The sequence below is a fragment of the Inquilinus sp. CA228 genome, from assembly GCF_052078665.1.
Taxonomy (GTDB): domain Bacteria; phylum Pseudomonadota; class Alphaproteobacteria; order DSM-16000; family Inquilinaceae; genus Inquilinus.
In genome coordinates this window covers 44726-67657 of the sequence record NZ_JBQJIK010000002.1, presented here as the reverse complement: position 1 = coordinate 67657, position 22932 = coordinate 44726, and the positions used below count along the sequence as shown (strand labels likewise).

The 22932-nt window shown below is 70.3% G+C and carries 16 protein-coding genes; 4 read left to right on the top strand and 12 right to left on the bottom strand.

What is annotated here, in order from left to right:
* The first annotated feature begins 35 nt into the window (after positions 1-35).
* Positions 36-812, top strand: coding sequence for a helix-turn-helix transcriptional regulator (locus ACTOWL_RS01285; RefSeq protein WP_441319372.1), 777 nt, complete (start codon positions 36-38; stop codon positions 810-812).
* On the opposite strand, the gene ACTOWL_RS01280 is transcribed toward ACTOWL_RS01285, so the two are convergent.
* The gene (locus tag ACTOWL_RS01280) at positions 809-5668 is read right to left on the bottom strand and encodes a beta strand repeat-containing protein (protein ID WP_441319371.1); all 4860 of its coding nucleotides are present in this window, start codon (positions 5666-5668) and stop codon (positions 809-811) included. The genes ACTOWL_RS01285 and ACTOWL_RS01280 overlap by 4 nt on opposite strands.
* Positions 5669-5928: 260 nt before the next feature.
* Here ACTOWL_RS01280 and ACTOWL_RS01275 point away from each other — a divergent pair, with 260 nt between their 5' ends.
* Positions 5929-6570: a hypothetical protein gene (locus tag ACTOWL_RS01275; RefSeq protein WP_441319370.1), complete on the top strand. Its 642-nt coding sequence runs from the start codon at positions 5929-5931 to the stop codon at positions 6568-6570.
* A gap of 437 nt (positions 6571-7007) precedes the next feature.
* On the opposite strand, the gene ACTOWL_RS01270 is transcribed toward ACTOWL_RS01275, so the two are convergent.
* Positions 7008-11186: a beta strand repeat-containing protein gene (locus ACTOWL_RS01270; protein WP_441319369.1), complete on the bottom strand. Its 4179-nt coding sequence runs from the start codon at positions 11184-11186 to the stop codon at positions 7008-7010.
* A 252-nt stretch (positions 11187-11438) separates the two neighbouring features.
* On the opposite strand from ACTOWL_RS01270, the gene pdxR reads away from it, so the two are divergent.
* Positions 11439-12950, top strand: coding sequence for a MocR-like pyridoxine biosynthesis transcription factor PdxR (gene pdxR, locus ACTOWL_RS01265; RefSeq protein WP_441319368.1), 1512 nt, complete (start codon positions 11439-11441; stop codon positions 12948-12950).
* Positions 12951-12957: 7 nt separating this feature from the next.
* Here pdxR and ACTOWL_RS01260 read toward each other — a convergent pair whose 3' ends face one another.
* From ACTOWL_RS01260 to ACTOWL_RS01225, 8 genes are read right to left on the bottom strand one after another with little or no spacing between them, the layout of a single operon-like run.
* Positions 12958-13890 carry a dihydrodipicolinate synthase family protein gene (locus tag ACTOWL_RS01260; protein WP_441319367.1) on the bottom strand — a complete coding sequence of 311 codons (933 nt, stop codon included), beginning with the start codon at positions 13888-13890 and terminating at the stop codon, positions 12958-12960.
* Positions 13887-14855: an ABC transporter ATP-binding protein gene (locus ACTOWL_RS01255; RefSeq protein WP_441319366.1), complete on the bottom strand. Its 969-nt coding sequence runs from the start codon at positions 14853-14855 to the stop codon at positions 13887-13889. Before ACTOWL_RS01255 ends, ACTOWL_RS01260 begins: the two co-directional genes overlap by 4 nt.
* A gap of 2 nt (positions 14856-14857) precedes the next feature.
* A complete protein-coding gene (locus ACTOWL_RS01250) occupies positions 14858-15874 on the bottom strand; it encodes an ABC transporter ATP-binding protein (protein WP_441319365.1) in 1017 nt (338 codons plus the stop codon).
* An 8-nt stretch (positions 15875-15882) separates the two neighbouring features.
* Positions 15883-16809, bottom strand: a complete 927-nt coding sequence (locus ACTOWL_RS01245) for a dihydrodipicolinate synthase family protein (RefSeq protein WP_441319364.1) — start codon at positions 16807-16809, stop codon at positions 15883-15885.
* A gap of 15 nt (positions 16810-16824) precedes the next feature.
* Entirely contained in the window at positions 16825-17709 is an 885-nt protein-coding gene (locus ACTOWL_RS01240) for an ABC transporter permease (protein WP_441319363.1), read from the bottom strand.
* Position 17710: 1 nt separating this feature from the next.
* Positions 17711-18670 (bottom strand): ABC transporter permease, encoded by a 960-nt coding sequence (locus tag ACTOWL_RS01235; RefSeq protein ID WP_441319362.1) that lies wholly within the window; start codon positions 18668-18670, stop codon positions 17711-17713.
* Positions 18671-18725: 55 nt separating this feature from the next.
* Positions 18726-20294: an ABC transporter substrate-binding protein gene (locus ACTOWL_RS01230; RefSeq protein ID WP_441319361.1), complete on the bottom strand. Its 1569-nt coding sequence runs from the start codon at positions 20292-20294 to the stop codon at positions 18726-18728.
* Positions 20295-20319: 25 nt separating this feature from the next.
* Positions 20320-21036 (bottom strand): FadR/GntR family transcriptional regulator, encoded by a 717-nt coding sequence (locus ACTOWL_RS01225; RefSeq protein WP_441319360.1) that lies wholly within the window; start codon positions 21034-21036, stop codon positions 20320-20322.
* Between the two features lie 85 nt (positions 21037-21121).
* On the opposite strand from ACTOWL_RS01225, the gene ACTOWL_RS01220 reads away from it, so the two are divergent.
* On the top strand, positions 21122-22093 hold the full coding sequence (locus ACTOWL_RS01220; protein WP_441319359.1) for a Gfo/Idh/MocA family protein: 972 nt from the start codon (positions 21122-21124) through the stop codon (positions 22091-22093).
* On the opposite strand, the gene ACTOWL_RS01215 is transcribed toward ACTOWL_RS01220, so the two are convergent.
* Complete coding sequence (locus ACTOWL_RS01215; RefSeq protein WP_441319358.1) at positions 22072-22488, bottom strand: DoxX family protein; 417 nt, start codon at positions 22486-22488, stop codon at positions 22072-22074. The genes ACTOWL_RS01220 and ACTOWL_RS01215 overlap by 22 nt on opposite strands.
* The gene (locus ACTOWL_RS01210; protein WP_441319357.1) at positions 22485-22922 is read right to left on the bottom strand and encodes a tetratricopeptide repeat protein; all 438 of its coding nucleotides are present in this window, start codon (positions 22920-22922) and stop codon (positions 22485-22487) included. Before ACTOWL_RS01210 ends, ACTOWL_RS01215 begins: the two co-directional genes overlap by 4 nt.
* Between the last annotated feature and the right edge of the window lie 10 nt (positions 22923-22932).

Genomic DNA, 22932 nt, shown 5'->3' with positions numbered 1-22932 from the left:
CAAAGGCGGGCACAGACGCCTGCGAGGGAGGAGCGATGGAGCGGATCGAAGCGCCGGACGGCCTGTGGGCGGCGGATGCCGATCTCCAGGCCGGCATCGTCGATGCGCTGGGCACGCCGGAATTCGGGCCGGCGGTGCTGCACGCCCTCGGCGCCATGGCCGGGGTGGAGGAGATCTTCGCCTTCCGCCGGACCGATGACGGTGCCCTGCCCGCGGTGATCCTGTCCGCCGGCGCCGGGTCGCAGGCGGGCGGCCGGGCCGAGGCCTATCGCCGCCACTATTTCCGCTTCGACCCGCTGAACACCGTCTTTCAGGCCGTCGACCGCAGCGGCCTCTGCCTGCGGGTGCGGCCGGACGACATCGCCGACCGCGACTACCGGCGCGACTGCTATGCCCGGCCCGGCTTCGTCGAGAAGCTGTCGATCCTGCGCCCCGGCCGCGGCGGCTGGACCACGCTCAGCCTGTTCCGCCATGGCGGCAGCGGCGCCTTCTCCGCCGGCGAGGCGCAGGACCTCCGCGCCTTCGGCCGCCTGCTGCTGCCGCTGATCGAGGCCCACGGCCGGGCTTTCGGCGCCGACCGACCGCCGCCCGGATCGGCTGCGGCGGTCGAGGCCCGGCTGCGCGCGCTCTGCCCGGCGCTGACCGGGCGCGAACGCGCGGTCTGCGCCCGCACGCTGATCGGCATGACCGCCGAGGGCATCGGCCTCGACCTCAGCATCCGGCCGACCAGCGTGCTGACCTATCGCCGCCGGGCCTATGAGCGGCTGGGCATCAGCACCGCCCTGCAACTCGCCGCCCGGCTGTTCCACTAGAGCAGGAAGTCGCTGGCCGTCAGGGCGTGGTCGGAGGTGACGTTGATGCTGAAGTCGGCGACCGTGTCGCCGTTGACGTCGGCAGAGACCACCTGGATCGAGCCCGCCGTCACCACCCGCAGCTCGCCGGCGGTGCCGGAAAAAGCGCCCGCGCCGATGAAGGTGAAGGCCGTGTCGCCGTTCGCGGAACTGCCGTCGGCGTCGATCGTCCGCACCCAGATCAGATCCCCGGCCTGGAAGTCCTGGATCGTGTCGGCGGCTGAAACCGTGCTGTCGGAGAGGGCGGTGTAGCTGAAATAGTCCACGCCGCTGCCGCCGTTCAGCACGTCGGCGCCGGCGCCGCCGCGGAGGGTGTCGCCGCCGCCGCCGCCGCTGAGCGTGTCGGCCCCGTCGAACCCGACAAGCTCGTTGGCCAGGACATTGCCGGTCATGACGTCGTTGTGGTTGCTGCCGTTGATGATCTCGATGTCGCTGTCGATGGTGTCGCCCTGGGCCGTGCCGCCGGTATTGACCCCGGTCTGCAGGTTGATGGTCACGCCCACGGTGCTGTCCCAGTAGCTCGCGATGTCGTTGTCGGCACCGCCGGTCAGGTGGTCGGCGCCGGCGCCGCCGCGCAGCAGGTCGCCGCCGGCGCCGCCCACCAGCTGATCATCGCCGCTGCCGCCCTCGAGGGTGTCCCAGCCGGCGCCGCCATTGAGCACGTCGTTGCCGACCATGCCCCGCAGCGTGTTCGCCGCGCCGTCGCCGGTCAGATTGTCGCCGAAGGCACTGCCCTGCACGTTCTCGACATTGGTCAGCGTGTCGCCCTGGGCGTAGCCGCCGGTGTTGATGTTGGTCGCCAGATTGACCGTGACCCCGACGCCGCTGCCGTTGTAGTCCGCAATGTCGATGCCGGCGCCGCCGTTGATCACATCGGCATCCGCACCGCCATTGAGCACGTCATTGCCGTCGCCGCCGTTGAGCGTATCGGTGCCCGCTTCGCCGATCAGCGCATCGCCGTCGGCGCCGCCATTGATCTGGTCGTTGCCGTTGCCGCCATAGAGGGTGTCGCTGCCGGCGGCACCGGCGATGGTGTCGTTGCCGCCCCCGCCATTGATCGCGTTGGCGCCGGCACTGCCGGTCAGGGTGTCGGCGAAGATGCTGCCGCCGAGATTCTCGATGTTGCTCAGGACATCGCCCTGGGCATCCCCGCCGGAGCCGGTGCCGGCCGCGAGGTCCACCGTCACGGCACCGCCGGACTCGAAGTAGCCGGCCCCATCCGTGCCGTTGCCGCCGTCCAGCACATCGGCGCCCCCGCGGCCGTAGAGCACGTCGTTGCCCGCCCCGCCGCTCAGCGCATTGGCGTCGGCCGAGCCGTACAGGGTGTCCGCGAAGCCCGAGCCGGTGACGGTCTCGATGGAGAACAGCGTGTCGCCCTGGGCATCGCCGCCCGTGCCCGTGCCGGCCGCGAGGTCGATCGTCACCCCGGCCGAGGACGTGCTGTAATCCGCCGTGTCCACCCCGGCGCCGCCGCCGATCCGGTCCGCCCCGGCGCCGCCGCGGATCACGTCGTCGCCGACATCGCCGCGCAGGTCGTTGACCCCGGCATCGCCGATCAACGTGTCGTTGAAGGCCGAGCCGGTGACGTTCTCGATGGCGAACAGCGTGTCGCCCTGGGCGTCGCTGCCGGTGCCGGTGCCCGTTGCGAGATTGATCGTCACCCCGACAGCGGAACTGCCGTAGGTCGCGGAGTCGATGCCGGCGCCGCCCTGCAGGATGTCCGCGCCGCCACGCCCGGCCAGCACGTCGTCGCCGGCGCCGCCGTCGAGTGTGTTGACCCCGGCATCGCCGTTCATGGCGTCGGCGAAGGCCGAGCCGACGAGGTTCTCGATGCCGCTGTAGGTGTCGCCCGCCGAATCGCCGCCCAGGCCGACGCCGGTGGTCAGGTTGGCGTTGATCCCGGCCGTCGAGGTGTTGAAGAACACCGTGTCGATGCCCGCGCCGCCGACGAAGCTGTCGGCGCCTGCATGGCCGTTGAACTGGTCGTTGCCGGCGCCGCCGTTCAAGGCATTGGCCCCGGCATTGCCGGTGAGCGTGTCATTGAAGGACGAGCCGATCAGGTTCTCGATGTTGGTCAGCGTGTCGCCCTGGGCGTCGCCGCCCGTGCCGGTGCCGGCCGAGAGATCGACCTGGACGGCCGCGGCCGAGCCGGCATAGCTCGCGGTGTCGACGTCGTTGCCGCCGCGCAGCTGATCCCCGCCGCCGCCGCCGAGCAGCACATCGTCGCCGTCGCCGCCAGCGAGGATGTTCGCCCCGGCATCGCCGGTGAAGGTGTCGGCGAAGAGGGTGCCGAAGAGATTCTCGATGCCGGACAGGGTGTCGCCCTGGGCGTCGCCGCCCGTGCCGGTGCCGGTCAGCAGGTTGACCGAGACCGCCGCCGAGCCGGTGTATTCGGCACTATCCACCCCATTGCCGCCACTGAGGGCATCGGCGCCGGCCCCGCCACGGAGCAAATCGTCACCATCGCCGCCGGCCAGTGAATTGGCGCCGCCGTTGCCGGTCAGCGTGTCGTTGAGGCCCGAGCCGACGAGGTTCTCGACACCGGTCAGCGTGTCGCCCTGGGCATCGCCGCCCGCACCGGTGCCGTTGGCCAGGTTGGCGGCCACCCCGACGGTCGAGCTGTCGTAATAGACCGTGTCGATGCCCGCCCCGCCGTCGATGGCGTCGGCGCCGCTATAGGCGTTGATCAGGTCGTTGCCGGTGCCGCCGCTGACGACGTCGTTCCCCGCGCCGGAGCGGATCGTGTCGTCACCGTCGGCGCCGGAGAGCGCATTGGCGCCGGCGTCGCCGATCAGGAGGTCGTTGAAGTTCGTGCCGTAGACATTCTCGATCCCGGTGAAGGTGTCGCCCTGGGCGTCGCTGCCCGTGCCGGTGCCGGTGGCCAGGTTGACCTGCACGGCCCCGGCCGCGGCGTCGTAATAGACGATGTCGATGCCGGCGCCGCCGTCGAAGGCATCGGCGCCGCCAAAACCGCCGAACTTGTCGTCGCCGGCGCCGCCGGAAAGGGCATTGTTCCCGGCGTCGCCGGTCAGGCTGTCGGCGAGGGCCGCGCCGACCAGATTCTCGATCCCGTAGTAGGTGTCGCCCTGGGCATCGGTGAAGGTGCCCTGGCCGCTGGTCAGGTTGGCGGCCACGCCGTTGGACGAGGTGGCGTAAGAGACGGTGTCGATGCCGGCGCCGCCCTGCAGGAAGTCGGCACCGCCGAGGCCGGTGAGCGTATCGTCGCCGGCGCCGCCGGACAGGCCGTTGGCGCCGGCGTTGCCGATCAGGATGTCGTTGAGGGCCGTGCCGACGACGTTCTCGACATTCTGATACGTGTCGCCCTGGGCGTCGCCGCCAAAGCCCTGGCCGGTCGCCAGGTTCACGGTCACCGCCACGACGTCGTAATAGATCGTGTCGACGCCGGCGCCGCCGTTGATGGCGTCGGCGCCGCCATAGCTGGCGATCTGGTCGTTGCCGCCGCCGCCGTCGATGACATTGGCCCCGTCATCGCCGCGCAGGGTGTCGGCGAAGCCCGAGCCGGTCAGGTTCTCGATGCTCTGCAGCACGTCGCCCTGGGCGTCGCCGCCCGCAAAGAAGCCGGCCTTCAGGTCGGCGGTGACCCCGGCGGCGGAGAAGGTATAGCTCGCCGTGTCGCTGCCGTTGCCGCCCTGCAGGGTGTCGGCGCCGACCAGGCCTTCGAGCAGGTCGTTGCCTTCGCCGCCGTCGAGGATGTTGTTCCCGGCGTTGCCGTACAGGGTGTCGGCGAAGTTCGAGCCGATGAGGTTCTCCATGTTGGCGAAGGTGTCGCCCTCGGCCCAGCCGAAGTGGCCGACGCCTTGCAGGTTGGCGAGGACCCCGGCGGTGGACCCGCCATAGGTCACCGCGTCGACGCCGGCGCGGCCGTCGAAGAAGTTGGCCGCGGCGCTGACGCCGAAGAAATCGTCGAAGGCCGAGCCGATCAGGTTCTCGACGCCGGTCAGCGTGTCGCCCTGCGCGTCGCCGCCGGACGCGACGCCGGTGTCCACGTTGACGATGACCCCGGCGCCGGAATACTCGTAGGCGGCGGTGTCGCTGTCGGCGCCGCCGTTCAGGATGTCGCCCAGCGCGCCGCCCTGGAGATAGTCGTTGCCGGCGCCGCCGCTGAGCGTGTCGTTGCCGCTGGTGCCGATGACGTTGAGGAAGTCGTCACCGAGCAGGACATCGTTCCCATCGCCGCCGTTGAGCGTGTCGTTGCCGCTCAACCCGCCCAGGGTGGAGCCGCCCGCGGCGGCGGTCAGGACGTCGTTGAAATTGGTGGCGATGACGCTTTCGAAGTTGGCGAAGGTGGTGCCCGCGGCCCCGCCGCCGCCGATGCCGGTGGCCATGTTGATGATCACGGCCGAGCCGGAGGTGCGGCAGTCGAGGAAGTCCCCGCCGGCGCCGCCGTCCAGAAAATCGGTGCCGCCGCTGATCGAGATGATGTCGGTGCCGGCGCCGCCGTTGATGGTGTTGTTCCCGGCATCGCCCCCGAAGATGTCGTTGAAGTTGGACCCGATGATGGCCTCGAAGCCGGTCATGGTGTCGCCCACGGCCTCGCCGCCGAAGGCGGCGCCGTTGATATTCACCCACACGCCGGCGGTGGCGGCGGCGAAGGAGAGCGTGTCGAAGCCCGCGCCGCCATCCAGGATGTCGGCGCCCAGGCCGCCCGAGATCGTGTCGTTGCCGCCCAGGCCGCTGAGCGTGTCGTTCCCGTCGAGCCCGTTGATGATGTCGATGCCGTCAGGATTGCCTGCGTTGCCCGGATCGGTCCCGGTAAGGGTGTTGTTGCCGGCATCGCCATTGAGGGTCTGGGTCACGGAACATCCTCCACTGTCGGGTCGGCGCCGCCCTTTCCGGGGAAGCGTCCGAATGAGCCCGGCGGGCCGGGCAGTCATGCGCTGAGGAGGATTTAGCAGGAATGCCACATATCCCGTTAGGTCCAGATCCGACAAACCATGGGTCCAGATGCGCATTCCATGGGTCCAGATGGCACCTATCGATGAGTCCAGACGGCCCCGCCGGGTCCGCCCGGCTGTGTAAACACATTGTGCTCTTGTATTAATCTGCGATCATGTTCATGCTACGTTCTATGGACACCGCGCAGACCGATTCGGCTTCGGAAGCCCCGGCCGCTCCCCAGGAGGAGCGGGCGGCGGAGGACCTGCGCATGCTCGCCCGGGCGGCCGAGATCCAGATGGAGATCATGGAGGCGACCCGCACCGAGGCGGTCGAGGCACCGCAGCCCGGCGTCGACTATTGCCAGCGGATCGCCGTCGTCGCGAAGTCGCTGCGGCTGACCCTGCTGCTGAAGCAGAAATTCGCCAATCATCGCGACGAGCAGCGCAAGGCCACGACGAAGCGTGAGGCGGCGCAGGAGGACAGGCACGCGCTGCGGGTGAAGCTGGCGATGCTGGCGGCGGCCTACGACGTGTCCGGGGACCAGGAGGAGGTCGACCGCCGCGGCACCGAGGTGTGCGAGCGGGTGGAGCGGCCGGAGGTGGTCGAGTTGATCGAAGCCAGCCGGGCCGAGGTCGCGGTGGCGGCGCTGTGCCGGCGCTGGGGCTATCCGCCGGATGTGGAGCGCTGGCTCGAAATGGCCGACGTCGCCATGGAGGAGCTGGGCTTCATCCCGCCGCAGGACGGCGAGGACGATCCTGAGGATGCGCCCGCACCCCGCCCGGCCGGCAGCCGCAGGCCCAAGCCCCCGGACACGGGGTGAGCCGCCGGCGAACTCACCCGCTTCACCAACCTTCAGCATTCGCGAACGCAACCATCCACACTCCCCCTCCCCTTGCGGGAGGGGGTTGGGGGAGGGGTCTGCGCGCGTCCGCGCGCCAATGCGCAGAAGACACCGTCATGGTCGAAGCGTCAGAGTTCAGGCCGGCCTCGATGGTGAAAACCCCCTCCCCCTGCCCCCTCCCGCGAGGAGAGGGGGAGAATAGAAGGGATGGATCGGCTCGAACGGCGGTATTCTGAAAAGGTCCCGCCCTGCTGGAGAGGTCGGAGGCGCTTGCGCCTCCAGGCCCTTTGTCGAGGCCCCGCTTTCACCCGTCGGCGCCAAAGACGCTCGACATCCCCTCAGCCCCTGCCCGGATGCACTCACCCGACCTCACTTCATTCCGCTCCAAATCCGCGGGGCGCGCTTCGCGATGATGGCTACAGCACGAAATCCGCCGCGGTCAGGGTATGGTCGGAAAACACGGTGATGATCGAGTCCTCCACCCGGTTGCCGCTGGTCTCGAGATAGACGCCGTAGCGGCCGTCGCCGAAAGCCAGGACCCGGACCTGGCCGGCGGCGGTGAAGGGGCCGGTGCCGAAGGCGAAGGCAGTGTCGCCCGGGCTGGCGCCATTGGCATCGATCGCCGACAGGTCGATCCTGTCGCCGGCCGAAAAGTCCCGGATCGTGTCCTTGCCGGCGGCCGCCACGGTGCTGTCGCCGATGGCGGCATAGACAAAGCGGTCGGCGCCGGCCCCGCCCTTCAGCACATCGGCCCCGCCGCCGCCGGTGAGCACGTCGCCGCCGCCCATGCCCCACAGCATGTTGGCGCCGGCATTGCCGGTCAGCGTGTCGGCCTGGGCCGAGCCCAGCACCTGCTCGATGCTGCTGAGCGTGTCGCCCGCGGCGCCGCCGGACACCGCACCGGTCGCCAGGTTGACCGACACCCCGCTGCCGGAGCCGGCATAGCTCGCCGTGTCGATGCCGGCGCCACCGATCAGCGTGTCGGATCCCACCGCGCCTTCGAGCGTATCGTTGCCGTCGCCGCCGTCGAGCCGGTCGTTGCCGTCGCCGCCCAGGAGGTTGTCGTCCCCGGCCTCGCCGAACACTTGGTCGGCCTCGCTGCCGGCGTCGACCGAATCATTGCCGATGCCGCCACGGATGGTGTCGATTCCGGCCCCGCCGACGAGCCGGTCGGCCCCGTCGCCGCCGCTGAGGCTGTCGTTGCCGGCCTCGCCGGAGAGCGCGTCGTCGCCGCCATTGCCGACGAGGGTGTCGTCGCCGAGCTCGCCGCCGAGGATGTTGCGGGCATTGCTGCCGGTCAGTTGATCGGCATTGCTCGACCCGTACAGGTTCTCGATGTTGTCGAGCTGGTCGCCCTGGGCGTCGCCGCCCGAGGCGGTGTCCGCCAGCAGATTGACCACGACTCCCGCCGCCGAGCCCTGGTAGTTGGCGAAGTCCGAGCCGGCGCCGCCGTCCAGGACGTCGGCATCCGCCCCGCCGCGGAGCGTGTCGTCGCCGCCGCCGCCGCGGAGATCATTGATGCCGGCGGCGCCGTACAGCCGGTCGGCGAAGGCCGAGCCGGTGAGGTTCTCGATCCCGCTCAGCGTGTCGCCCTGGGCATCGTTGCCCGTGCCGGCGCCGGTGGCCAGGTTGACGGTGACCCCGCTGCCGGACGCCGCGTAGTCCGCAGTGTCCACCCCGGCGCCGCCGATCAGGGCGTCGGCCCCGGCGCCGCCGCGGAGAAGGTCGTTGCCGGCGGCGCCGTTCAGGCTGTTCGCCCCGCTACTGCCGGTCAGGATGTCGGCCGAGCCCGAGCCGACGAGGTTCTCGATCCCGCTCAGGGTATCGCCATGGGCGTCGCCGCCCACGCCGGCACCGGTCGCCAGGCTGACCTGCACTCCGGCGGCCGAGCCGTCGTAATAGGCCGTATCGATGCCGGCGCCGCCGATCAGGGTGTCCGCGCCGCTTTCTCCGGCCAAGGCATCGTCGCCGGCGCCGCCGTCGAAGCTGTTGCTGGTGGTGTCGCCGGACAGGATGTCGGCGAAGGCCGAGCCGATGATGTGCTCGATGCCGGAAAGCCCGTCACCCTGGGCCCAGCCCCCCTGGCCGGGGCCGACGGCCAGCCTGATGACGATGCCGGCGGTGGACTGGGCATAGCTCACCCTGTCGAAGCCGGCGAGGCCGTTAAAGCCGTTGGCCGCGGCGCTGGCGAAGAAGACATCGTCGAAGGCCGAGCCGAAGACGTTCTCGATGTCGATCAGCGTGTCGCCCTGCGCATCGCCGCCGGTGCCGGTGCCGGTGTTCAGGTCGACGGTGACCGCGGCGGCGGAGCTGCTGTAGGAAGCGAAGTCGCCGCCGCCGGCGCCACCGTTGAGGGTGTCGGCGCCGCCGCGGCCTTCGAGCACGTCGCCGCCGCCCCCGCCGTCGATGACATTGTCCCCGCCATTGCCGCGCAGGGTGTCGGCGAAGACCGAGCCGATCAGATTCTCGACGCCGAGAAGCGAGTCCCCCTGGGCCCAGCCCCCCTCGGCGCCGCCGCCCAGATTGACGGTGACGGTGCCGGTGGACTGGGCATAGGTCACCGTGTCGATCCCGGCGCCGCCCTGGAAGCTGTTGGCCGCGGCGCTGGCGAAGAAGACGTCGTCGAAGCCGGACCCGACGATGTTCTCGATGCCGCTCAAGGTATCGCCCTCGGCATCACCGCCGGTGCCGGTGCCGGTGGCCAGGTTGACCTGCACGCCGACGGTCGAGCCGTCGTAATAGACCGTGTCGATGCCGTCGCCGCCATCGAGGGCGTCGGCGCCGACCAGGCCTTCGAGCACGTCGTTGCCTTCGCCGCCGTCGATGACATTGGCCCCGCCGTCGCCGCTCAGGGTGTCGTTGAAGTTCGAGCCGTAGACATTCTCGATCCCGATGAAGGTGTCGCCCTGGGCGTCGCTGCCGGTGCCGGTGCCGGTGGCCAGGTTGACCTGCACGGCCCCGGCCGCAGCGTCGAAGTAGACGATGTCGATGCCGGCGCCGCCGTCGAAGGCATCGGCGCCGCCATAGCCGGCGAACGCGTCATTGCCGGCGCCCCCGGACAGGCTGTTGGCGGCGGCGCTGCCGATCAAGGTGTCGTTGGCGGCCGCGCCGACGACGTTCTCGACATTCTGGAACGTGTCGCCCTGGGCGTCGCCGCCGAAGCCTTGCCCGGTGGCCAGGTTCACGGTCACCGCCGCGCCGTCGTAATAGACCGTGTCGACGCCGGCGCCGCCGTTGATGGCGTCGGCACCGGCATAGCCGGCGATGGCGTCGTTGCCGCCGCCGCCGTCGATGACATTGGCCCCGGCATCGCCGCGCAGGGTGTCGGCGAAGGCCGAGCCGGTCAGGTTCTCGATGCTCTGCAGCACGTCGCCCTGGGCATCGCCGCCCGCATAGAAGCCGGCGTTCAGGTCGGCGGTGACCGCGGCGGCGGAGAAGGCATAGCTCGCCGTGTCGCTGCCGTTGCCGCCTTGCAGGGTGTCGGCGCCGACCAGGCCTTCGAGCACGTCGTTGCCTTCGCCGCCGTCGATGACATTGGCCCCGCCGTCGCCGCTCAGGGTGTCGCTGAAGTTCGAGCCGTAGAGGTTCTCGATCCCGGTGAAGGTGTCGCCCTGGGCGTCGCTGCCGGTGCCGGTGCCGGTGGCCAGGTTGACCTGCACGGCCCCGGCCGCGGCGTCGAAATAGACGATGTCGACGCCGGCGCCGCCGTCGAAGGCATCGGCGCCGCCGAAGCCGCCGAACGCGTCATTGCCGGCCGCGCCGGAAAGGGCATTGTTCCCGAAGGTGCCGCTCAGGGTGTCGTTGAAGTTCGAGCCGTAGACGTTCTCGATCCTGGCATAGAAGTCGCCCGCGGCATCGCTGAAGCTGCCCCGCCCGGTGGTCAGGTTGGCGGCCACGCCGCCGGCCGACGCGTCGTAGTACACGGTGTCGATGCCGGCGCCGCCGTCGAGGACATCCGCGCCGCCAAAGCCGGCGAGCCCGTCATTGCCGGTCGCACCGTAAAGGACATTGTTCCCGCCGTCGCCGACCAAGGTGTCGTTGAGGTTCGAGCCGTAGACATTCTCGACCCCGGTGAAGGTGTCGCCCTGGGCGTCGCTGCCCGTGCCGGTGCCGGTGGCCAGATTGACCTGCACGGCCCCGGCCGCGTCGAAGTAATAGACCGTGTCGACACCGGCGCCGCCGTTGATGGCGTCGGCGCCGCCATAGCCGGTGATCAGGTCGTTGCCGTCGCCGCCGTCGATGACATTGGCTCCGTCATCACCACGCAGGGTGTCGGCGAAGGCCGAGCCGGTCAGGTTCTCGATGCTCTGCAGCACGTCGCCCTGGGCGTCGCCGCCCGCAAAAAAGTGGGAATGCAGGTCGGCGGTGACCCCGGCGTTGGAGTTCTCGTAGGAAGCGGTGTCGCTGCCGATGCCGCCGTCCAGGATGTCGGTGCCCAGGCCGCCTGAGATCGTGTCGTTGCCGCCCAGGCCGGTGAGCGTGTCGTTGCCGTCGAGGCCATTGATGATGTCGATGCCGTCGGGGTTGCCCGGATTGCCCGGATCGGTCCCGGTGAGGGTGTCGTTGCCGGCGGTGCCGTTGAGGGTCTGGGTCACGGAACATCCTCCACTGTCGGGTCGGCGCCGCCCTTTCCAGGAAGCGTCCGGATGAACCCGGCGGGCCGGGCAGTCACGCGCTGAGGAGGATTTAGCAGGAATGCCACATATTCCGTTAGGTCCAGACCAGACAATCCATGGGTCCAGATGCGGGTTTCATGGGTCCAGATGGGACCTATCGATGAGTCCAGATTGCGCCAGGGGATGAAATACGATCTTATTCAATCCAGGGTTGGTGTGCAGGAGAGGCCCGTGGCGGCCGACGATATTCTGTGGCGGCAATTGCTGACGCTGTCGCGCCGGCCCGACTTGACCCTGCAGGCGCAGCTGCGCGGCGCCATCGCCCAGGCGGTGCTGGACCGGCGGCTGCCGCCGGGCGCCGAGCTGCCGTCGTCGCGCCGACTGTCCGAGATCCTGGGGATCAGCCGCAACACCGTGATCCAGGCCTATGACCAGCTGACCCAGGAAGGCTTCATCTCGGCGCACAGCCGGTCCAAGCACATGGTCGACCCGGCGGCGCTGGAGAATGCGGCGCGGGCGGCCGGGGTGCGGAGCGACGTGCCGATTCGCCGGCCGGACTGGACCGGGCGGCTGACCAGCCGCCCGTCCCGCACCCGGCACGTGATGAAGCCGGTCGACTGGTACAATTACCGCTTCCCCTTCGTCTACGGCCAGCCCGACCCGACCCTGTTCCCGATCACGGAGTGGCGCGAGGTGGTGCAGCTGTCGCTGCGCTCGGTCGCCATCCGCGACTGGGCCGGCGACCGCGTCGACGCCGACGACCCGCTGCTGATCGAGCAGCTGCAGAAGCGGATTCTGCCGCGCCGCGGCATCTGGGTGTCGCCGGAGCAGATCCTGGTCACGATCGGGGCGCAGCAGGCGCTGTACCTCGCCGCCTCGCTGCTGCTGAAGCCGGAGCGGACGGTCGGAATCGAGCAGCCGGGCTATCCCGACATCCGCAACTTGTGCCGGCAGTTCGGCGCCCGCATCCTGCCCCTGGCGATGGACCATCACGGCCTGCGGCTGAGCGGCAGCCTGGCCGAATGCGACATGCTGTTCGTGCAGCCGAGCCACCAGAACCCGACCACGGTGACCATGCCGCTGCAGCGGCGGCAGGAGCTGCTGCAGGCCGCGTCGGTGCACGACCTGCTGATCGTCGAGGATGATTACGACAGCGAGCTGACCTTCGTCGGCGAGGCCACCCCGGCACTCAAGGCGCTCGATCGCGACGACCGGGTGATCTATGTCGGCAGCGTGTCCAAGACCCTGGCCCCCGGGCTGCGGCTTGGCTACGTGGTGGCGGCGCCGGAGTTCATCGCCGAGGCCCGGGCGATGCGGCGGCTGACGTCACGGCACCCGCCGGCCAACAACCAGCGCGCCGTGGCGCTGTTCCTGCAGCTGGGCCACCACGATTCCGCGATCAAGCGGCTGATCGCCGCCTATCGCGAGCGCGCCGACGCGATCGGCGAGGGCCTGCGCACCCATCTGCCGGAGTTCGACTTCCGGCTGCCGGCCGGCGGGTCGGCGATGTGGGCCGAGGGGCCGGCCGACGTGTCGATGACCGCGGTCGCCGCCGCCGGGGCACAGCAGGGGCTGCTGGTGGACCCGGGGGCTGTGTTCTTCGACCATCCGCTGCCGCCGGAGAATTTCCTGCGCTTCGGCTATTCCTCGATCCCGGTCGACCGCATCGACCCCGGCATCCAGCTGCTGGCCCGCCTGGTCCGCGCCGAGCGCCACGGCGCCCTGCAGGCCGGGGTGGGATAACCACCCCCTACGCCGCGAACAGCTCCGGCATCATCGAGCGTGCCACCGGGCGGAGGCGCTCGGCCTCGGCCTCGTCGATCCAGCGATAGGGGCGCCGCAGCCGCGTGCCGACCGGGCCCCAGCCGCCGATCGCGGCCAGGAGCTTGTCGAGCGCCGCGTTCGAGTAGCCGTGCACGGCCCGGAACGGCACGATGCGCTGGTCCATGAAGCGGCAGATCCGGCGTTCCAGGTCGAGCGCCGCATCCAGATCGCTCGCCATCCGGTCGGTCCAGGCCTGGGCGCCCGCCGGGCTGAGGCAGGCGACGTTGGAGAAGGCACCCGCCGCGACGCCATGCCTGATGCCGGTGGCGAGGTGGTGGCCCGGGACGAACAGCGCGGTGCCGGAGAGGTGCTGCTTCGCCGCCGCATACCAGGCGTCGTCGCCATCGGCGAGCTTGATCCCGGTCACCGCCGGCACGGCCCGCACCAGCCGGCCGAGCTCGTCCGGCGCCAGCACGCGCTTGGCGTGCGGCGGGTTGTAGAGGATCAGCGGCACCCCGCCGGCCGCCTCGGCCATCAGCTCGAGGAAGTCCAGCGCCTCCGGCTCGGTCACCGGCCACCAATCCGGCAGCACCACCTGGATCGCCGCCGGGCCGAGATCCCGCGCCAGCCGCACCCGCTCGCGCGCCAGGCTCGGGTCCGGCTGGCAGGCGCCGATCACGAAGGGCATGCCGGCGGCCCGGCATCTTTCGGCCAGCAGCGCCTGGATCGCGGCGTATTCCGCCTCGGTCTGGTTGTGCATCTCGCCGGCCGTGCCGTTGGAATAGATGCCGTCGACCCGCGCCGCGACCAGCAGGTCGATCTCCTCGGCCAGCCGGCCGAAATCGATGCTCTCATCCGCCGCGATCGGCAGCAGCAGCGTCGCCCAGTTGCCGCGCAGCATGGCGTCCCTCCCGATCATCGGCTGACATCCTGCCTGATGCAGGCCTTGAAGTGGCCGGGCTCGACCTCCTCCAGCACCGGCACCTCGCGGGCGCAGGCCTCGACCGCGTGCGGGCAGCGGGTGCGGAAGACGCAGCCCGAGGGCGGGTTGGCCGGGCTGGGGATGTCGCCCTTCAGGATCTGGCGCTGGCGCGGCCGGTCGGGGTCCGGCTCGGGGATCGCCGACAGCAGCGCCCGCGTGTAGGGGTGCTTCGGCGCGGCGTAGAGCCGCTCGCTCGGCGCGATCTCCATGATCCGGCCGAGATACAGCACGATCACCCGGTCGCAGATGTACTCCACCACCGCCAGGTCGTGCGAGATGAACAGCATGGTCAGGCCGAGGCGCAGCTGCAGGTCGCGCAGCAGGTTGACGATCTGCGCCTGCACCGAGACGTCGAGCGCCGAGACCGGCTCATCCGCCACCAGGAACTCCGGCTCCAGCACCAGGGCCCGGGCGATGCCGATGCGCTGGCGCTGGCCGCCGGAGAACTCATGGGCATAGCGCTCGACCGCGTCGGCCGGCAGCTCCACCGCCTCCAGCGCCGCCCGCGCTTTGGCCAGCCGCTCGCGGCCGGTGCCGATGCCCTGGATCGCCAGGCCCTCGGTCACGATCTCGCCGATCGTCATGCGCGGCGACAGGCTGGCGAAGGGGTCCTGGAAGATGTACTGCATCCGCCGCCGCTGCCGCCGCATCGCGCTACCGGACAGCTTGGTCAGATCCTGGCCGTCGAACACGACCTCGCCGGCGGTCGGCTCGATCAGCCGCAGCACCGACCGGCCGATCGTGGTCTTGCCCGAGCCGGATTCGCCGACCAGCCCGACCACCTCGCCGCGGCCGACCTCGAAATGGATGTCGTCGAGCGCGCGCACCACCGGCCCGCGGCCGAAGGTGCCGGGGCCGAAATGCTTGGCCAGGCCACGCACGGCGAGAAGCGGATCGGCCATGGTCAGAGCTCCTGCCATCGGATGCAGCGGCTGGTGTGGCCGGGGCCGACCTCGGCCGGCGCCGGGACGGCGGCGCGGCAGGCCTCGATCACATGCGGGCAGCGCGTGGCGAAGGCGCAGCCGGGCGGCATGGCAGCCAGGCTGGGCACCGTGCCGGGGATGGTGGCCAGTTTCTCCCCCGCCGCCTTCAGCCGCGTCGCCTCGCCCAGCTTCGGCACCGAGGCCAGCAGGCCGATGGTGTAGGGGTGGCGCGGGTGCCGGAACACCTCGCGCACCGGCCCGGTCTCGACGATCCGGCCGGCATACATCACCGCCACGCGATGGGCGATCTCGGCCACCACGCCGAGATTGTGGGTCACGAACAGCACCCCCATGCCGCGCTGGTCCTGCAGCCGGCGCAGCAGGTCGAGGATCTGCGCCTGGATGGTGACGTCGAGCGCGGTGGTCGGCTCGTCGGCCAGCAGCAGCGTCGGGTCGCAGGCCAGCGCCATGGCGATGGTGGCGCGCTGGCGCATGCCGCCCGACAGCTCGTGCGGATACTGCGCCGCCCGCCGCTTCGGGTCGGGGATGCCGACGCTGTCGAGCAGATCGACCGCCGCTTCCCAGGCCGACCGGCGGTCGCGGCCGAGATGGATGCGGACCGGCTCGGCGATCTGGTCGCCGATGGTGTAGACCGGGTTCAGGCTCGTCATCGGCTCCTGGAACACCATGCCGATGTCGTTGCCGCGGATCCGCCGCCGTGCCTCCCCGTCCAGCGTCGCCAGGTCTCGATCCCGCCCGTCCTTGCCGCGGAACCGGATCGACCCCGCGGCCACGCGGCCGGCCTTGGCCGGCAGCAGCCCCATGATGGAGAGGCTCGTCACCGACTTGCCGGAGCCGGACTCGCCGACCAGCGCGACCGTCTCCGCCGCGCCGATGGCGAGGTCGAGATCCGCCACCGCGGTCACCTCGCGCCCGCGGATGCGGAACACGGTCCGCAGCCCGTGGACGTCGAGGATGGGGTGCTGGGCCTCTACCATCAGGGTCCTCAGGCCAGCAGGCCGGTCGCCTGCAGGATCGCCTCGACCTTCGCGGCCTCGGCATCGTTCAGCGCCCGCTGCGGCCGGGCCATGACGTTGGTGTCGATGATGCCGAGGCGGCGCATCGCCGTCTTGAATCCGCCGACGCCGGCCGACCCGGCGCTGGTGCGCGGCAGGCTGACCCAGACGATCTCGAACAGGCGGCACAGCCGCTCCTGCTCCGCCCGCGCCGCCGCCCAGTCGCCCTTGCGGCACAGGTCGTAGAGGCGGACATAGCCGTGCGGGTCGACATTGGCGAGGCCGGGCACGATGCCATGGGCGCCGGCGGCGAGGGCGGAGTCGCAGACGATCTCCGACCCGGTCATCATCGCGATCTCCGGCTTGTCGGCCAGGTCCAGCAGGGCGAAGCGGAAATTGCCGTCGTCGCCGCTGGAATCCTTCAGCCCGGCGATGGTGCCCTCGCGGGCCAGCGTCACCACGCCGGCGCGGTCCAGCTTGACGTGGACGCAGACCGGGATGTCGTAGGCGATCACCGGAACGTCGATGGCCTCGCGGATGTAGCGGAAATGGTCGACCACCTCCGGCGCGCTGGTGCGGGCGTAGAACGGCGCCGTCACCACCACCGCGTCGACGCCGATCGACTGCGCCACCCTGGCATGGCCGATGACGCGGTCGGTGGTCGGGTCGATCACCCCGGCCAGCACGGGCACCCGGCCATTCGCGACCTTGACCGCATGCTCCAGGATCCGCCGCCGCGTCGCCTCGTCATGGAACACCACCTCGCTGGTGGAGCCGAGCACGAACAGGCCGTGCACGCCGCCGCCGATCAGATGCTCGAGCACGCGGGTGAAGGACGGATAGTCGACCTGGAAATCCGGGGTCAGCGGGGTGACGACGGGCGGGACGACGCCCTGGAAGGCTGGGGCTGATGCCATGACGGGTCTTTTCGGTCAGTTGAGTTCGGAACGGGGGTCGAAGGCGTCGCGCAATCCGTCGCCGACGAAGTTGATGGCCAGCACGGTGATCACCAGGGCGGCGCCCGGGAACAGCCATTGCCAGGGGTACTGCTCCAGCACCACGGTGCTGCGGGCGGCGTTCAGCATGTTGCCCCAGCTCGCCTCCGGCGGCGGCACGCCGAGGCCGAGGAAGGACAGACCGGCCTCGAGCAGGATGGCAGCGGCGATCTGCAGCGTGGCGTAGACCACCAGGATGTCGATCGAGTTCGGCAGGCCGTGCCGCCACAGCAGGTGGCCGAGGCCGGCGCCCATGCCGCGCGACGCCACCACGAAGTCGCGCTCGCGCAGCTCCATCAGCCGGGCCCGCACCATGCGCGCCAGCACCGGCCAGGACAGCAGCGAGATGACGATGATGGTCGGCACGATACCCGCGCCGGTGATCGAGGCCAGGACCAGCAGCGAGATCACCGGCGGCAGGGTCATGGCGAGGTCGACGAAGCGCATGATCGCGGCATCGGTGAAACGCCCGGCCATGGCCGAGATCGAGCCGACCAGGAAGCCGATCACCACCGAGATCGCCACCGAGACCACGGCGACCAGCAGCGAGATGCGCCCGCCCTGCAGCACGCGGGCCAGGATGTCGCGGCCGACCCCGTCGGTGCCCAGCCAATGCGCCGCGCCGGGGCCCTTGTTGAGCGCCAGCAGGTCGATCTCGTTCGGCTTGTGGCCGAGGATCAGCGGGTAGCAGACGATCAGCACCAGCATCGGCACCAGGATGGCGATGCCGGCCAGCGCCGCGCCGTTGGACGCGAAGCGGCGGAAGGCGCGGGCCAGCGGGCCGTTGCCGCCGCGGGAGCGGGAGGTTTCCACGACTGCCATGTCAGGCCACCTGGATCCGCGGATCGATCGCCGCATAGGCGATGTCGGTCAGCAGGTTGGCGACGATCACGCAGGCGCCGACCACGAGGGTCGCGCCCATGATCACCGGGTAGTCGCGGGTCTCGACCGCGCTGACCAGCAAGAGGCCCATGCCCGGCCAGTTGAAGACGCTCTCGAGGAAGATGGCGCCGCCGACGGCGATGCCGATGGTCGACCCGATCAGGGTGACGACCGGCAGCAGCGCGTTGCGCAGCGCGTGCTTCACGATCACCCAGAACTCCTTGACCCCCTTGGCGCGGGCCGAGCGGACATAGTCCTGGTTCAGCACCTCCAGCAGCGAGGCGCGCATATAGCGCATGATCAGCGCGGCGTGGCCGATCGACAGCAGCAGCGCCGGCAGGATCAGGTGGCTGACCAGGTCGCCGAGCGAGAACGGCGCCCCGGGGGTCAGCATGCCGCCGGACGGCGCCCAGCGCAGCAGCACGGAGAAGACATAGAGGCCGACCAGCGCGGTCAGGAAGGCCGGGCTGGAGATGCCGAGGAAGGCGGCGACCGACAGGCCGAGATCGGTCGCCGAATTGCGGCGGACGGCGCCGATGATGCCGGCGCCGATGCCGGCCACGATGGCGATCGCCAGCCCCGTCCCCATCAGCAGCAGGGTCGGGCCGATCCGCTGCGCCACCAGCCCCAGCACGGTCTCGCCGTTGCGCTGCAGCGAGAAGCCGAGATCGCCGCGCAGCGCCCCGCCCAGCCAAGCCAGGTACTGCACCGGCAGCGGCTGGTCGAGGCCGAGACGGGCGCGCACGGCGGCCATCTCCTCCTGCGACATCGCCACATTCGGGTTGATGTAGGCGTCGATCGGATCACCGGGCGCGAGCCGGAGCAGGATGAAGATCAGCAGGCTGAGCGCGATCAGCATGCCGACCCCGACCGCGAGGCGACGAAGGCAGAAGTTCAGCATGTCATGTCCCGGCGGAACGGCGCGGCCCGGCCGGCCGCGCCGCCCATGAAGGATGTCAGTTGCCGAGCGCCCATTTCTCCGGATGGGCGGCGAAGGGGCCGCCGGCCGGGGCGGGGATCCAGACGAAGTCCTTCAGCTTGGCGGAGGCGACGCCGTAGCGCTTGGCCACCCACATGGTCGCCCAGGGCAGGTTGGCGTTCATCGCCTTGCACACGGCCTGGTAGCGCTCGGCCCGCTTGGCATCGTCGGTCTCGTTCAGCGCGGCGTCGAAGGCGGCGGTCAGATCCGGCATGCGGATGCGCAGGAAGTTGGCGCCGGCCGGCGGGATCTGCTTCTCGTTCAGGCCGATGTTGATGGCGCTCGGATCCGGCCCGTTCTGCAGCCCGGCATAGACCAGCGGGAACTGCGACCAGTCCGGGCTCTGGGCGTAGATGGTGGCGTTGTAGGTCGGCGTGTCGACCGCCCGCGGCACCACGTTGATGCCCACTTGCGCCAGCATGGCCTGCACCGCGGCCAGCACGTTCGAGGCCAGCGGCGTGTTGTAGTAGGTCAGCAGCGGGATCGGCCTGCTGCCGTTGATCTGGTCCCAGCCGGCCTCGGCCAGCAGCTGCTTCGACTTCTCCGGATCATAGGCGTAGCTGTCGATGCCCGGGGGCAGCAGATGGTCGGCGACATAGCCGCAATTGGCGATCTCGGCGGCGCCCTTGTAGAGGCTCTGGACGATCGCATCGCGGTTGATCGCGTGCATCACCGCCTGGCGCACGCGCACGTCCTTCCACAGCGGCACCTCCTGGTTGAAGCCCAGGTAGTTGACGACGAAGGAGTTGCCCTCGATCACCTTGAAGCCGTCGTTGCCGGTGAAGGTCGCGACGTCGTCGGCCTCGACATAGCTGAAGGCGATCTCGCCGGAGCGCAGCGCCGCCACCGCCGCCGCGGTGTTGGCGAAGTAGCGGTTGATGATCCGGTCCGTCACCGGCTTGCCGCCGCGATAGTCGGCATTGGCGGCCAGCTCGACATACTGGTCGGTGACGTAGCGCGAGAACTTGTAGGGGCCGGTGCCGATCGGCGACTTCGACCACCATTCATGCTTGGCCAGCGCGTCGGCCGGGATGTCCTTTAGCGCGTGCTGCGGCAGCATCATCAGCTGGGTCAGCGTCGCCAGCAGGCCGGCATTCGGCGCCGACAGCTTCAGCACCGCGGTCTTCGAATCCGGCGTCTCGACCGAGGCGATGGCCCCGAGGCGGGCGGTGAAGACCGTGCCGGTGGCGCCGTTCTTCGCGGTGTCGATGGTGAACTTGACGTCGGCCGAGGTGAAGGGCTGGCCGTCATGCCATTTCGCGTCGGCCAGCTTGAAGGTGTATTGCAGCTTGTCGGCGCTGACCTCATAGCTCGACGCCAGGTCGCCGACGATGCTCTCCAGCTTGTCGTCGTTGATCACCAGCGGCTCGAAATACAGGCTGAGCCAGGTGAAGCCGCCGGTGGCGGAGAGCGGGTTGAAGTTGCCCTGGAAGCCGCCCGGGCCGACATCGAACCCGCCGGTGATCGTCGACGGCTCCTGCGCCACAGCGGGTGCGCCCGGCGCCCAAGCCATGGCGGCGGCAAGCGCCAGCGCGGATGCCAGCATCCCGAATCTCATCATGTCCTCCCTGTCAGTTTTCTGCTTTCGCGCCCTTCCGGGTCGCGAGAAGACGGGCGATCCCGTCATAGTGCTGGTCGAGCCGGCTGCGGGCCGCGGCCCCGTCGCGCGCCTCGATCGCAGCGTAGATTTCCTGATGGTCCCGCCAGGTCGCCATCGGGTCGGCATTGGCCAGGTTCACGAAGTCGGACGCCTTGTAGAAGGCCATCCAGAACACGTCGATCAGGCTGGTCAGCATGCGGTTGTTCTGGCAGCGGAACAGCAGGTGGTGGAACTGCTGGTCCTCCTCGGCGAAGCTCTCGTTCCGCTCGGCCCGGCGGCGCATGCGCTCGACCGTGTCCTTCAGCTCCGCCAGATCCGCCTCGCCGATCAGCGCGATGGTCTTGCCGATCAGCCCGACCTCCAGCACGCGGCGGATCTCCAGCACCTCCTCGACCTCGCGCAGCGCGCCGCCCAGGCCATAGGCCAGGTTGGCCAGCAGCGGCTCGAACGAGAACGCCTTCACGAACACGCCGATGCCGCGCCGCGTCTCGAGGATGCCGAGCGATTCCAGCGCCTTGATCGCCTCGCGCACGGAGTTGCGGCTGACCCCCAGCTGCTGCGCCAGATCGTTCTCCGGCGGCAGCGGCGCGCCGGGGGCCAGGGCGTTGTCGTCGATATAGCTCTTCAGGCTCTCCTGCACCGAGACATGGAGCAAAGGCGGCCGGGCGAGCGGCTTGATCTCCTTCATCATCGACATCCCCGGATCGGCATGGCTTGATGGTTGCCGACTTGTAGGATATCTGTCAAGGCCATAAGCCAAGAGGGAGGATGGGATGGCCCGGGTGGCCTTGGCGGGCGTGGGGCATTGGCATGCGGGCATGCATCTGGAGGCGGCCCGTGCGGCCGGCGCGGAAGTCGTCGCCGCCTGGGACCCTGAGCCCGCGGTCGCGGCCCGCTTCGCCGTGGAGCACGGCGTCCCCGATGAGGCTACGATCGAGGCACTGATCGCCGTGCGGCCCGACCTGACCGTCGTCATGGGCCGGCCGGACCGGGTGCCGGCGCTGGCTCTCGCCTGCATCGAGGCGGGCCTGCCGATCATGCTGGAGAAGCCGGCGGCGGTGTCGACCACCGCCCTGGAGCCGCTGGCCGAGGCGGCGCGCGGCCTGTTCGTCGCCGTCCCCCTGCCCAACCGCTGCGGCCCGATCTGGGCCGAGATCGAGGCGCTGCGCGGCACCGGCCGGCTCGGCCCGGTCTCGCATGCCCAGTTCCGCATCGTGAACGGCCCGCCGCAGCGCTACCGGCTGGACGGGGTGCCCTGGGTGCTGGACCCCGCCATCGGCGGCGGCGGGGCGCTGCGCAACCTCGGCATCCACGGCATCGACGCAGCCCTGGCCCTGGCCGGCGGCGCCGATCTCACCGTCGTCTCGGCCGCAGTCGACCGGCGCCTGCACGGCGAGGCGGTGGAGGAATACGCCATCGTCACCCTGCGGGCGCCGGACGGCCTGATCGCGACGGTCGAGGCCGGCTACACCTTTGCCTCGATGGCGCCCGGCGGTGATTTCGAATGGCGCGTCTCGGCCCGCAACGCCACTCTGATCGACCGCGGCGACAGCTGCCGCGTCGCCACGCTGGACGACGGGCGGGTGCGCGACCTGGCCCCGATCCTGCCGGCGGACCGGTACAAGGCCTTCATGGCCGACACGCTCGGGCGCCTCGCACAGGGTGTGGCGCCATCGGTCGGGATCGGGGACTATCTGCAGGCCATGCGGCTGATCGACCGGGCTTACGAGGTTGCCGGAGCCTGATCGGAGCCGGCGCGCCAGGCATCCAGCGAGAAGCGTCCGGCACCGCGGGCGCAGAGGATCAGGAACGCGCCGGCCAGGGCCAGGTCCTTCTCGAAATGGATCAGCTGGTTGCGGTCGCCGAACCGGGTGTGGAAGACCACGGCGGCAATGACGCAGAACGCTGCCAGGCAAAGCGCGGCGAGGCGCGTATGCCAGCCGATGATCACCAGCAGTCCGGCGCCGAGCTCCACGGCGATCGCCGCCGGCAGCAGCAGCGGCGGCATGCCGAAGGCGGCCATGTAGCCCGCCGCGGCGTCGTAGGCGCCGAGCTTGCCAAAGCCCTCCAGCACGAACAGCAGCCCCAGCAGCGCGCGGCCGGCGAGCTCGCCGGCCGGCCGCAGCACGCCGCAGGTCACGGCGATGCCCGGCTGATCGCCTGCTGCAGATCCGCCAGCTCCTCGCAGCCCTGCGGGCAGAGCGCCTTCAGCCTGGCCTCGTTCTGGCGGGCCCGGGCGACATCGCCCAGTTGCAGGTACAGCTCGCCGGAATATTCCAGCGCGCCCTTGTGGTCGGGGTCGAAGTCGAGGGCCTTCTGGTAGTAGGTCATCGCCGCCTGGGTGTCGCCGCTCTTGCGCAGGCTGAACCCCATCAGGTTGTAGACGTCGGCGTGCTGGACGCCGTCGTCGATCAGGGCGTTGAGATCGGCGATGGCGCCGCGATAGTCCTCCGCCTCGATCTTGTCGCGGATGCCGTCGAGCTCCGGCGCGTCACCCGGAAAGTTGATATCGACCGCCAGCGCCGGCGACGCGGCCAGCAGCGCGGCGAACACGAACGAGCGCAGGCCTGTCATCGTCGGCTCC